The 12,883-nt window shown below is 49.9% G+C and carries 12 protein-coding genes, 2 pseudogenes and 1 other annotated feature; all 14 genes and pseudogenes read left to right on the plus strand.

Features of this window, described 5'->3' with window-relative positions; translation table 11 throughout:
* The first annotated feature begins 15 nt into the window (after positions 1 to 15).
* Complete coding sequence (locus DW965_RS06360) at positions 16 to 1,044, plus strand: LacI family DNA-binding transcriptional regulator (protein WP_055218100.1); 1,029 nt, start codon at positions 16 to 18, stop codon at positions 1,042 to 1,044.
* A 300-nt stretch (positions 1,045 to 1,344) separates the two neighbouring features.
* A complete protein-coding gene (locus DW965_RS06365) occupies positions 1,345 to 1,806 on the plus strand; it encodes an extracellular solute-binding protein (protein WP_055226437.1) in 462 nt (153 codons plus the stop codon).
* A 125-nt stretch (positions 1,807 to 1,931) separates the two neighbouring features.
* Positions 1,932 to 2,195: a binding site (T-box leader), on the plus strand.
* A 100-nt stretch (positions 2,196 to 2,295) separates the two neighbouring features.
* Positions 2,296 to 3,955, plus strand: a pseudogene (locus DW965_RS22060) (2-isopropylmalate synthase).
* 15 nt (positions 3,956 to 3,970) lie between these two features.
* A complete protein-coding gene (locus DW965_RS06375) occupies positions 3,971 to 4,576 on the plus strand; it encodes a hypothetical protein (protein ID WP_055218094.1) in 606 nt (201 codons plus the stop codon).
* A gap of 209 nt (positions 4,577 to 4,785) precedes the next feature.
* Positions 4,786 to 6,270, plus strand: a complete 1,485-nt coding sequence (gene thrC / locus DW965_RS06380) for a threonine synthase (protein WP_117760348.1) — start codon at positions 4,786 to 4,788, stop codon at positions 6,268 to 6,270.
* 81 nt (positions 6,271 to 6,351) lie between these two features.
* On the plus strand, positions 6,352 to 7,392 hold the full coding sequence (locus DW965_RS06385) for a hypothetical protein (protein ID WP_119198157.1): 1,041 nt from the start codon (positions 6,352 to 6,354) through the stop codon (positions 7,390 to 7,392).
* Positions 7,389 to 7,445, plus strand: a pseudogene (locus DW965_RS22490) (hypothetical protein); the annotation flags it as partial. The gene DW965_RS06385 and the pseudogene DW965_RS22490, both read left to right, overlap by 4 nt.
* Positions 7,446 to 7,493: 48 nt before the next feature.
* Positions 7,494 to 8,582, plus strand: a complete 1,089-nt coding sequence (locus DW965_RS06395; RefSeq protein ID WP_147398773.1) for a cell wall hydrolase — start codon at positions 7,494 to 7,496, stop codon at positions 8,580 to 8,582.
* A gap of 35 nt (positions 8,583 to 8,617) precedes the next feature.
* Positions 8,618 to 9,667: a nicotinate-nucleotide--dimethylbenzimidazole phosphoribosyltransferase gene (gene cobT, locus DW965_RS06400; RefSeq protein ID WP_117509028.1), complete on the plus strand. Its 1,050-nt coding sequence runs from the start codon at positions 8,618 to 8,620 to the stop codon at positions 9,665 to 9,667.
* Between the two features lie 17 nt (positions 9,668 to 9,684).
* Complete coding sequence (locus tag DW965_RS06405) at positions 9,685 to 10,206, plus strand: bifunctional adenosylcobinamide kinase/adenosylcobinamide-phosphate guanylyltransferase (RefSeq protein ID WP_117509027.1); 522 nt, start codon at positions 9,685 to 9,687, stop codon at positions 10,204 to 10,206.
* 1 nt (position 10,207) lies between these two features.
* Positions 10,208 to 10,984 (plus strand): adenosylcobinamide-GDP ribazoletransferase, encoded by a 777-nt coding sequence (locus DW965_RS06410; RefSeq protein WP_055226435.1) that lies wholly within the window; start codon positions 10,208 to 10,210, stop codon positions 10,982 to 10,984.
* Entirely contained in the window at positions 10,981 to 11,388 is a 408-nt protein-coding gene (locus tag DW965_RS06415; RefSeq protein ID WP_022462293.1) for a bifunctional adenosylcobinamide kinase/adenosylcobinamide-phosphate guanylyltransferase, read from the plus strand. The genes DW965_RS06410 and DW965_RS06415 overlap by 4 nt, the downstream gene beginning before the upstream one ends.
* Positions 11,381 to 11,977: a histidine phosphatase family protein gene (locus DW965_RS06420; RefSeq protein WP_022462294.1), complete on the plus strand. Its 597-nt coding sequence runs from the start codon at positions 11,381 to 11,383 to the stop codon at positions 11,975 to 11,977. Before DW965_RS06415 ends, DW965_RS06420 begins: the two co-directional genes overlap by 8 nt.
* A 6-nt stretch (positions 11,978 to 11,983) precedes the next feature.
* Positions 11,984 to 12,853, plus strand: coding sequence for an amidohydrolase family protein (locus tag DW965_RS06425; protein WP_207741833.1), 870 nt, complete (start codon positions 11,984 to 11,986; stop codon positions 12,851 to 12,853).
* Positions 12,854 to 12,883: the final 30 nt, after the last annotated feature.

Raw genomic sequence — 12,883 nt, forward strand, 5'->3', positions numbered from 1 at the left:
AACAGGGAGGAAGTTATGGGGAAAGTAACGATACAGAGTATGGCAAAGGAGCTGGGATTGTCCCGGAATACGGTTGCCATGGCATTAAAGGATGATCCGAAGGTAGCTCCGGTGACGCGGGAGAGAGTTCTTCGGATGGCGAAAAGAAATGGCTATCTGGGCGAAAATGTATATGTGGAAGAAGTTCGGGCACCGCAGGAGAAGCATTACAATATTATGGTTCTGCGTACGCGGGATGCCGCTGTTTATTGGGACCGTGTCGTGAGCGGCATCTCCGAGGAGGCGAGCCTCAATAACTGTCAGACGCGCGTTGCGGTCGTGACGGAGCGGGAGGAGGAGAACGGCATTCTGCCGCTCGGCCTGAATGAAAATATCGATGCGATCTTCTGCATTAAAATGCTGCCGCTGGAATATATGCAGAAACTGGTAAATCTGGGATACCGCATTTTTCAGCTCGACCATTACTGCGGTATCGAACAGCGGCCGATGGGCGATATCGTGCGTGTGGACGGTGTGCAGCCGGTGAGTGTTCTGACGTCCCATCTGATCGGACAGGGCATGACGCGTATCGGCTTTCTGAGCGAACACAGCAGTACGTATGAATCGATGCATGACCGGTATATCGGTTTCCTTGCGGCGATGGAGCAGGCGGGCATTCCGATCGAGGCAGATCTTGTTCGTCCGGATATGGAGAGCGATCATTTTTATTACCCGGAAAATTTTGACAAGATTGTGGCGAGCTACGATACACTGCCGGAAGCGATTGTCTGCGGCAACGATATGATCGCCAAAAGACTGACAGAATCCTTCCGGAAAATCGGCGTGCGCGTGCCGGAGGATGTGGCACTGACCGGATTTGATGATGATGAGGACCGGATGCTGTATCCGTTCTTCTCAACCGTTCATGTCGATACGAAGTGGCTTGGCCGCCGTATGGTGCATGAATTTTTATGGCGGGAGGAGCACCCGGAAGCGCCGAAAGAGCGGATTCTCGTTTCGGGGGAGGTTGTGGTGCGCCGTTCCTCGTGCAAGCGCCAGGGATAGAAAGAAATAGAAAAAACAGGAAAAAGTGAACAAAGAAAGAAAGCCAGGGACGCCCCGGCGGACGAGAAGAAAAACCGTCTGCCGGGGCGTTTCCGGCTCCCTTTTTGCGATGATTCAAATTCGTGCATAAATGCCATGTAGAAAAACACTAATTAATAATGCAAAATAGTGCATTTAAGGAAAGCTAAACTGAACGAAAATGACAAAAACGCAAGAATAAAAACCTCGTTAATATCACACATTAAAAAATAATGGTGCAAAATAATGCATTATATCGCCGGAAGGAAGGGAGAGAGCGAAATGCAGAAATGGATGGAGGACCGCTGCAACCTGGATATCGATATCATCGCACTGCCGGGCTGGTCGGATGCAACATCCAAAATTTCCCTTCTGATAGGCGATGAGACACAGCGACCGGACATCATCTGGTGGTGGAACATGGAAGCTGACTATACGAAATGGGTAGACGCAGGCCTTCTGGTGGATGTTTCTCCGTATATGAAGAAATACACCAACATGGTTGACTACTACAACAGCGTAGATCCTGGCGTTATGTTCTATGCATCCGGAGACAACGGAATTTACCGTATCCCGGGCGACGTTGCAGAGCCGGCATGTGAGACTCTGTGGATCCGGAAAGACTGGCTGGACAACTTAGGACTGGCTGTTCCGACTACACTGGATGAGCTGGATGAGCTCAAGGAAATCCACGGAAAGCAGGTAGAGGATTACCAGAAATACCTGGAAGAGTACAACAAATAAAACAACGAAATCATGCGTTAGAGTACCCGCCGGAGCCTCCTTTCCGGCGGGTGTATTTTTACGGAATCCTGCGTTTTGCGCTTGACAGAGATGGAGAAAAATGGTAACATAAGAGCCAAGTTAGGAAAAAGGCAAAGAAGAGGAATACTACATGGAGCTTCCGAATCCAGAAAGCTGTTGGGTGATGCGAAACAGCAGACGAATTCCGTGGAACTGACCTCAGAGCCGCTGCTCCCAAATTTAGAATAAAAAGAGTAGGTGCAGACGGAAACCCACCGTTAGAAGGGCAGGATATGCAGATGTTTCATCCGTATCCGCAGAGTGTACAGAGAAAATCTCTGTAAAACAGGAGTGGTACCGCGTAAGATAGCAAGTCTTTCGTCTCTTGTGTCAGAAGCCGACACAGAAGATGAGAGATTTTTTTATGCTTTCATCCCGAATTTATGTCGGCAGAATAAATTATATTTCACTTTCTGGGAGGAAAAAATCATGATGAATGCAAAGAAGTATCAGAAACAGTATTATATGCCGCCGGTTCCGTGCATGGACTGGGCAGAAAAAGACAGCATTGACAAAGCACCGGTATGGTGCAGCGTTGACCTCGTGACGGAAACCAGGCACTTGTAATTCCGATGAGCCTGGAGCAGAAGGTAGAATTCTTCAAACTCCTCGTTGAGGTTGGTTTCAAAGAGATCGAGGTCGGCTTCCCGGCAGCATCTGAGACCGAGTACGAATTCCTTCGCACCCTGATCGAGCAGGATCTGATCCCGGATGACGTAACCGTTCAGGTTCTGACCCAGGCGAGAGAGCATATCATCCGCAAGACCTTCGAGGCATTAAAGGGCTGCAAGAATGCCATCGTTCACGTTTACAATTCCACTTCCTATGCACAGCGTCAGCAGGTCTTCAAAAAATCGAAAGAAGACATCCTGAAAATCGCCGTTGAGGGAGCGAAGCTCTTAAAAGAGCTGACAGAAGAGGCCGGCGAGAAATACCGCTTCGAGTACAGCCCGGAGAGCTTTACCGGAACCGAGCCGGAATATGCGCTTGAGGTGTGCAACGCCGTTCTCGACGTATGGCAGCCGACTGCAGACCGCAAAGCCATCATCAACCTGCCGAGCACCGTGGAGCTTTCCATGCCGCACGTTTATGCAAGCCAGGTGGAATACATGAGCAAAAACCTGAAATACCGCGATAATGTCGTTCTTTCCCTTCATCCGCACAATGACCGCGGCTGCGGCGTTTCCGATGCAGAGATGGGTATCCTTGCCGGAGCAGACCGTATCGAGGGAACGCTGTTCGGAACGGCGAGAGAACCGGAAACGTGGATATTATCACGGTCGGCATGAACATGTACATGCAGGGCGTCGATCCGGAGCTTGACTTCTCCGATATGCCGAAACTCTGCCATGCATTTGAATCCTTCACCGGTATGAGCATCAACCCGAGAAGCCCGTATTGCGGATCTCTCGTATTTGCAGCCTTCTCCGGTTCCCATCAGGATGCGATCGCAAAAGGCATGCACTGGATCGAGGAGAAAGCACCGGATACCTGGACCGTTCCGTATCTGCCGATCGATCCGACCGATATCGGAAGAAACTACGATGCAGACGTCATCCGCATCAACAGCCAGTCTGGAAAGGGCGGTGTCGGCTATATTCTGGAGACGAAATACGGCCTGAATCTGCCGGCGAAGATGCGCGAGGCTATGAGCTATACCGCAAAATCCGTTTCCGATCATCTGCATAAAGAGCTGCGTCCGGATGAGATCTTTGAACTCTTTAAAGATACCTTCGAGAACGTAACGACACCGTACAACATCAACGGCGTTCACTTTAAACAGCTCGATGAGGGCAGAATTGAAGCACAGGTTACCTCCAATTACGAGGGCGGTGAGTATGCAACTGTATATGCAGAAGGAAACGGCCGTCTGAATGCTGTCAGCAACGCGCTGAAACAGCAGTACAATCTGCAGTATGATCTGGTCAGCTATACGGAGCACGCGCTGGAGCAGAGCTCAAGTGCACAGGCAATTGCCTACGTCGGCATCAAAAAGCCGGACGGAATCCTTTCCTGGGGCGCAGGCGTAGATCCGGATATCATCCGCGCTTCCATCGACGCGCTGGTAACTGCAATCAACAACCGATAAGAAAAGAGAGAGCATATGCTGTTTAAAAACAAAATTGAATACACCAAAGGAATGTTTGTGGAGATTTACGGCACCGAGATAAAAAAAGTACGTCTGGTACTGCGGATCATTACAGGGATTGCTGTTGTGGCTGCGATCGCTTTTATGATCTACGGTGCAGCAGCGCGGGGATTTATCATGCCGGGAGACTTCTTCAATCTTGGAATCTCCATTCTGATGGCACTTCTGTGTACGTTTCTGCCGAATCTGATGGCACGTTCACAGATGAAAAAATGCAAAAAGAGAGGACTCCTTGGAGAACGTACCCTTCGTTTTACTGAGCAGGTGCTCACAATGACATACGAAAAAGAGGGCAGAAGCACTGATATTCCGCTCGAAGAGCTGACAAAGGTGACGGAGTTTGACAACTTTATCCGCATCACCATCGGAGGCAGAAGCACCTTTCTCGATAAGAAACGCTTTGAAATCGGAGACGCGGCAGCGTTTGTGACCTGGGCGGAAGATAAAATCGCAGAGAATGCGGAAAAAGAGGAAGAGGCACTCGCACTCGAGGAGACAGAAAGGGAAGCTCCGGCGTTAGAAGACGGCGAAGCAAAAACGGAGGAGTCCGACGAAAATTAAATCATACATTCTGACAAAAAATATTTTGGCAGAATGGTGGAAAATGGCTGTGCATTTTTGTGCACAGTCATTTTTTGTATATTTTTGTTGTTTTTTCATACTTCATCCATTATAATAAGAGGAAGCGTACAGGTAAAACTAATCTGAAACGTATCCGGCCGGGAGTTAGAGAGGCTCTGCCGGGAGTCAAAGTGAAGGAGAGAAAGAGCATGGAAGTATTATACAAAAGTACCAGAGGCAATGGAGAAACCGTAACTGCATCCCAGGCAATCTTAAAGGGTCTGTCCGACGACGGCGGATTATTTGTACCGACCTCCATTCCAGCACTGGATGTTCCCATGGAAAAACTTGCGGCTATGAGCTATCAGGAAGTGGCATACGAGGTAATGAGCCGTTTTCTTACCGACTTTACAGAAGATGAACTGAAAAACTGTATTGCAAACGCATACGATGCAAAATTTGACACAGAGGAAATTGCACCGCTGACAAAAGCAGACGGTGTTTACTATCTGGAGCTGTTCCACGGCGCAACGATCGCGTTCAAGGACATGGCACTTTCCATTCTGCCGCATCTGATGACGACCGCCGCAAAGAAAAACGGCGTGAAAAATGAGATCGTCATCTTAACTGCTACATCGGGAGATACCGGAAAAGCAGCAATGGCAGGCTTTGCAGATGTGCCGGGCACCAGAATTATTGTATTTTACCCGAAGAACGGCGTAAGCCCGATTCAGGAAAAACAGATGGTAACACAGAAGGGCAAAAATACCCACGTTGTTGCCATCCACGGAAACTTCGACGACGCACAGACCGGCGTGAAGAAAATGTTTAACGACAAAGAGCTTGGAAAAGAGCTGGCAGATAAAGGTTTCCAGTTCAGCTCTGCAAACTCGATCAACATCGGAAGACTCGTTCCGCAGGTCGTCTACTACGTATATGCTTACGCAAACCTGGTGAAAAACGGAGAGATTGCAGACGGAGAAAAGATCAATGTAACCGTTCCGACCGGAAACTTCGGAAATATTCTCGCTGCATTCTATGCAAAACAGATGGGACTGCCGATCGCAAAACTGATCTGCGCTTCCAATGAGAACAAAGTTCTGTTTGACTTCTTCCGCACCGGCGTTTACGACAGAAACAGAGACTTTATTCTGACAACATCACCGTCCATGGATATCCTGATCTCGAGCAATCTGGAGCGTCTGATCTACCGCATCGCCGGAAACAGCGAAGCAGCAGACCGCGAGCTGATGCAGGATCTTGCAAAGGACGGAAAATATGAGATCACCGATGCGATGAAAAAAGAGCTGGCAGACTTCTACGGCAATTATGCATCCGAACAGGAGACAGCAGACGCGATTGCAAAACTGTACAGCGATACCGGATATGTGATTGATACCCATACCGCGGTTGCAGCGGCTGTATACGGAAAATACCGCGAGGAAACCTATGACGAAACTAAGACCGTCATCGCATCTACCGCAAGCCCGTATAAATTTACAAGCAGCGTTCTTGCAGCGATTGCACCGGAGTATGACACCCTTCCAGTACTGGAGCAGGTAGACAAGCTGTCTGCACTTGCCAATACCGAGATTCCGCGTGCGATCGAAGAAATCCGTACTGCACCGGTGCTTCATACGACAGAGTGTGATGTAGATCAGATGCCGGAGACTGTTCGGGCGTTTTTGAAATAAGATAAAGCAGGAGCAGAATTTTAAAACAGGCAGAGCACACAGCAGGCTTTGCCTGTTTTTGCAGGGAGAGAAGAATAAATAATGAAAAATAAAGTAATCAGGGGAGTACTGGCGGCAACCTGCGTGACAACCGCTGTCAGTGCTGCGAACGTATTTGGAGCAGGCACAGAGCAGAGTCTGGTAAATGAGGCTTCTGCTGTTACACAGGAAGAAACAGAAGAAACATCGGAGGCGGAAACCACAGACGAAAATACGCCGGAGATGACAGAAACGGAGACGCCGGATTCGACAGCGGAAAATGCCGCCTCGGATCTTCCGGCGGCAGAAGTACAGAGCGGAAATCCCGAAGAGACGGCGGTATCCGTGCAGGCTGGAAGCTATTACCCATGGGTGAATGAGAACGGGATCTGGTATTTTAAGGATCCGGATGGTACCATTGTCAAAGGAGCCTGGAGAGAGTACGACAAGAACCGTTACTACCTGAATAATGACGGAAAAATGGCGGTCGGCTGGAAAAAACTTGATGGAGCCTGGTATTATTTCCAAAGCTGGGGCGGTGTTTACCGGGATGCCTTTTACACCGTGAAAAATGTACCGTATTATTCTGATGCGGACGGAAAAATGGCGACCGGCTGGAAACTGATCGATGATGTGTATTATTATTTTGATGATCAGGGCGCGATGTACCGGAATCGTTTTTTTGAGTATGACAAGAATACGTATTATGTTGATGCGGATGGAAAAATGGCATCCGGGTTCGAACAGATTGACGGGATCTGGTATTACTTCCGAAGCTGGGGCGGCATGGCACAAAACACCTTTCTGACGCATAAAAATAATATTTATCATGTTGATACGGATGGAAAGATGACGACCGGCTGGCTGCTGCAGGATGGAACCTGGTATTATTTCCGAAGCTGGGGCGGCATGTACCGCAGCACCTTTTTCAAAGCACCGACAGGAAGTGCACTTTACTATGCCGATGAGAACGGAAAGATGGCTGTCGGAAAAAAACAGATCGACGGTGACTGGTACTATTTCAAGGACTGGGGCGGCATGTATCAGAATGCATTCATCAAAACGGAACGAGTGTCTGCCATGCGGCTGCAGATGGAAAACTGACCGTCGGCTGGCTGCAGCAGGGCAGTACATATTACTATTTTGATGAAACCGGAGAGCAGTATTTTGACCGCTTTTTTGAATATGACAACAATACATATCGTGTGAATGCAGATGGAAAGATGGTAACCGGCTGGCAGAAAATCAATGGTACGTATTATTATTTCCGGGGCTGGGGCGGCATGTACCGTAGTACCTTTTTCCAGCTTGGCGGTGAAACGTATTATGCCGATGCGGATGGAAAGATGGTGACGGGCTGGCTTTCGAAAGAGAACCAGTGGTATTACTTCCGGGAAAATGGTGCGATGTACCGCAATACCTTCTTTACGCATTTAAACAACAGTTACTATGCCGATGCCAACGGCGTGATGGTGACGGGAGAGCGGACTATTAACGGCGCTTCCTATTACTTTAAAGACTGGGGAGGCATGGCAAAGAACCAGTGGCTCAATGCACAGAAACGGATGGTAAGCGGTGATCCGCAGACGGGCTGGTATTACTTTGGAAGCGACGGAAAGATGGTAAAATCGTATTACGCTCTGCTGAAAAAGAACAGCAGCAACTGGTACTACAGCTTTGACGAAAACGGAGTGTGCATTCTCGGCTCGAGCCAGTATGTGCGTGCAAAGGACAGCGTAAGCGGAAAATATTATACGATGGAGCATCAGTATTACACGGATCCGTCTGTGAGTGACCGTGATTTCTTTGCGGCTATCTGCAGTGCGGAGGCGGGTGTCCAGAGAAAAACAGGTATGACGGCAGTTGCGATGGTCATCCGGAACCGGATGGCGGCACAGAATATTTCGCTCCGCACCGCGATTTATAAACAGCAGCAGTTTGAACCGGCGCGGAACGGAAGTCTGACAAACTATCTGACGGGAATTGCGGAGCAGAGCAGTTCGATTATCAATCAGCTGAAAAATAATGGAGCCTACGGTGCAGTGGATGAATCCCAGTCGATCATGGATGCATATCTGAAGAACGGCACAAAGCGTGTGATCCCGGGCTTTGGCGATACGAGAGATGATTTTGATTATCTATATTTCATGACTCCGAAAGCATTTAAAAATCTGAATATGGATAAAGAAAAATGTGTGACATATACATACACCTATAAATGGACAACTTCCAGCGGAACAGCGCGGGAAGATTCCCATATTTTCTTTGTGAACTGGGTGAAAAAACAGAGCTGATCGGACGTCATATCGAAAGAAGGGGCGAACAAAAGATGACATTACAGGAAACAATCGAACAGATCCATCCGCTTTCGAAAGAGGCGATGGATCGTGCCAAGGCTCACTGGGACGGCATTGCAAAGCCGCTCCACAGCCTCGGAAAGCTGGAGGACGTGCTCATCCAGATTGCCGGAATCACCGGAAAAGAGGAGATTTCGATTGAAAAAAGAGCACTTCTGACGTTCTGTGCGGACAATGGCGTTGTGGAAGAAAACGTGACGCAGAGCGGTCAGGAAGTGACAGCGACAGTTGCGGAAAATTTTCTGCAGGAGAAGGCGACAGCAGCCATTCTCTGCCGCGGTGCGCATGCGGATCTGTTTCCGATTGATATCGGAATGGCGCGCGATACGAAGGTTCCGCGGTATAAAGTTGCGTATGGAACAAAAAATATGGCAAAAGGCCCGGCGATGACAAGGGAAGAGGCCGTTCGTGCGCTTGAAACAGGAATCGCCGTGGCGGAAGAAAAAATTGCGGCGGGCTATCAGCTGATGGCAACCGGTGAGATGGGCATTGGAAATACGACGACGAGCAGTGCAATGGCAGCCGTTTTCCTGAATCAGCCGGTTCCGGAACTGACGGGACGGGGCGCCGGGCTTTCGAGTGAAGGTCTTGCGCGGAAAATTGCAGCGATTGAAAAAGCGATTGCCATCAATCAGCCGGATCCGTCCGATCCCATCGATGTGCTGGCAAAGGTCGGCGGTTTTGACATTGCCGGCATGGCGGGTGTCTTTCTTGCAGGGGCCGCACATGGCGTTCCGGTTGTGATGGACGGCTTTATTTCCTGTGTGGCAGCGCTTCTTGCTGCACGGATTGCACCGTTTGCAAAGGACTATATGATTGCTTCGCACGTATCGAAGGAGCCGGCGGCGCATCTGCTGCTTGCAGAGCTTGGAAAAGAAGCCTTTCTGCACTGCGATATGTGTCTGGGCGAGGGAACGGGCGCCATCATGATTTTCCCGATTCTGGATCAGGCAAATGCCGTATACCGCGGCATGGCGACATTTGACGAGGCACAGATCGAAACGTATGTGCCGCTGACTTAAAAAAGGCAGGTGAAACGATGATACATCTGGTTACAGGCGGCAGCGGCAGCGGAAAATCGGCGTATGCGGAGCAGTGTATTCTGGATTTTGGCGGAACACGGAGGGTTTATATCGCAACGATGCAGCCGTTCGGTGCGGAAGGGCAGGCGCGTATTGCACGCCACCGGAAGATGCGCGCGGCAAAGAAGTTTTCGACGATTGAGTGTTATACGAATTTAAAAGAAGTGGAGCTGGAACCGGGAAGCGATGTGCTGCTCGAATGTATGTCGAATCTCACGGCAAATGAAATATTTGATCCATCCGGGGCGGGAAAAGCGCGGACGGAGGAGGAAATTCTTGCGGGCGTTTCCCGTCTGGCCAATCAGGCGCGGAATCTGGTTCTGGTGACGAATGAAATTTTTTCGGACGGATACCGATATGAGGAGGAGACGATGGAATACCAGCGGATCCTGGGAAACATTAATGTACGTCTGGCAGAGATGGCGGACTGTGTGACCGAGGTTGTGTATGGGATTCCCGTCAGAATAAAAAAAGAATAAGATGAAAACGATATGGAATAATTTTAAAGTGGCGTTTGCCATGTACTCGAAAATCCCGATGCCGCCGGCAGACTGGGAAAAAGAGAACATGAAATATGCGTTGTGTTTCTTTCCGTGGGTCGGACTGGCTGTCGGTGCAGTTTCGGCGGTGCTTTTCTGGCTGCTGCAGCAGATTGGCGCGGGAAGCATGCTGCGGGCTGCAGTGCTGACGGCAGTTCCGGTTCTGGTGACGGGCGGCATTCACCTCGACGGCTATCTGGATACGATGGATGCGTTAAGTTCCTGGAGAGAAAAACAGCGCCGACTGGAAATCTTAAAAGACCCGCACGCCGGAGCATTTGCGATTATTATGGGATGTCTGTATTTTGTACTGTACGCGGGCGCAGCCGGAGAACTTGTCTGGAAGATTTTTCCGGCGTATGCATTTGGCTTCGCAGTTTCGAGATCGTTCAGCGGTCTTTCGATCGCGTTTTTTCCAAATGCCAATCCGAAAGGAACAGCGGCAGCGTTTGGCATGAGCGCAGAGAAAAAAAGAACGGCGGCGGTGCTTGTTGTGACGATTTTTGCCGTGACGGCGCTCTCAGCTTCGTTCTGCGTCTGGGCGGCACTGGATGTACTGGTTGTATCGGCACTGGTATTCTGTTATTATAAATGGAAAAGCAGTAAGTATTTTGGAGGAATTACAGGAGATCTCGCAGGCTATTTCCTTTCGCTCTGTGAGCTGGCACAGCTCCTGTCTCTTGTGGTACTTTCTCTTGGAATGGAGAACTGGAAATGAAATTAGTAATTGGAGGGGCTTTTCAGGGAAAGCTTGACTTTGCAAAGAAGATGACCGGAAAAGAAACAGGATGGGCCGATGGGGCAGCAGTTTCGAAAGAGGAGCTGTCGGCATGTTCCGGCGTATATGATTTTCAGGAACTGGTCCGCAGATGGCTCCTTCTGGAAGAGGAGACCGGGACTGCACCGGAAGCAGAACTGGAAGAACTGCTGCAGAAAAATCCGGAAATCTGCATTGTTACGAATGAACTCGGTTACGGAGTGGTTCCGATCGAACCCTTCGACCGGAAATGGCGGGAAAAGACGGGGCGCATCTGTACGGAGCTGGCAGCAAAGGCTGATTCGGTAACCCGTGTGGTGTGCGGAATCGGAATCCTGCTGAAAGGTGAGGAAAAACATGATTAAAATTGCAATGATCCGCCATGGAAAAACCTATGGCAATACATTAGGACGGTATATCGGCGTGACGGATGAACCACTGTGTGAGGAAGGGAAAAAAGAGCTGGAACAGCGGACGATGGATACCGTTGAGCTTCTGTTCGTCAGCCCGCTGAAACGGTGTCTGGAAACGGCAGACATTCTGTATCCGTATGCCAAACAGGTCAAAATCCCGGAATTTGCAGAGTGCAATTTTGGTGAGTTTGAGAACAAAAATTATCAGGAATTAAAAGATAATCCGAAATACCAGGAGTGGATTGATTCCATGGCGACGCTTGCCTTTCCGGGCGGTGAGAGCCCGCAGCAGTTCAAGGACCGCTGCATCGCCGGCTTTGACAAGATGGTGGATACGTGTATCCGCCGCCATTACCGTAACGTGGCGATGGTGGTGCACGGAGGCACGATCATGAGTATCCTTGAGCAGTACGGCGTGCCACAGAAGAGTTACTATGACTGGCGAGTAGAAAACGGCTGTGGATATCATCTGTATCTCTCGGAGCAGAACTGGAAAATGGGCCGCAGAGAAGCTGTGGTGGAATCGGAGATAAGGCGGTAAACAAAAATGGTGACAGCAGAATGCCATGCCCATATTTTTATGGACGGTGTGGATTACAAAAAGGCGGCGGCAGCGCATGAAAACGGCCCGCGGGAGGATCTGATCCGGGAACATCTGGCGGCGTATCAGAAGGCAGGGATTTCCTATGTGCGTGACGGCGGAGATCCGTACGGGGCGGGTGTTCTTGCACGGAGCCTTGCGCCGGAGTACGGGATCACATACCGCACACCGGTTTTTGCGATTCACAGGGCGGGCCGTTATGGAAAAATTGTCGGACGCGCATTTTCAGACGGGAAAGAGTATTGCGCGCTTGTGCGTGAAGTACGCCGTGCGGGCGGAGATTTTATCAAGATCATGACGACGGGAATCCTGGATTTCGCGACAAAGGGGCATGTGACCAGTGAGCCGCTTTCCAGGGAAGAGGTTTTTGCAATGACAGCTGCGGCGCATGATGCGGGGCTTTCTGTGATGGCGCATGTGAACGGCGCACAGGCTGTGATGGATGCGGCAGAGGCAGGCGTGGACTCGGTTGAGCACGGGAACTTTCAGAATGAAGAGAGCATCTGCTGTATGGCAGAGCATGCAACAATCTGGGTGCCGACAATTGTGACGGTTTCGAATCTTCTGGAGAACGGCAGATATCCGGCTGAAACGCTGGCGTGGATTTTTGAGACGCAGAAAAAAGGTCTGCAGCTCGCATTTGAAAAGGACGTTGTGCTTGCGGCGGGAAGTGATGCCGGCGCATACGGCGTACTTCACGGAAAAGGAATCCGGGAAGAAGAGAGTGTAATGCGAAAAATCCTTGGGGCAGAAAATGGGCAGGAGCTGGAAAAGCGGCTTGCGTTTGGAGAAAAAAAGATCCGGGAAAAGTTCTGAAAATTTTCTGCGTTTCAGGCTTTAGAAAAA

The sequence above is a fragment of the Blautia sp. AM47-4 genome (assembly GCF_003479865.1).
Classification (GTDB): Bacteria; Bacillota; Clostridia; order Lachnospirales; family Lachnospiraceae; genus Fusicatenibacter; species Fusicatenibacter saccharivorans.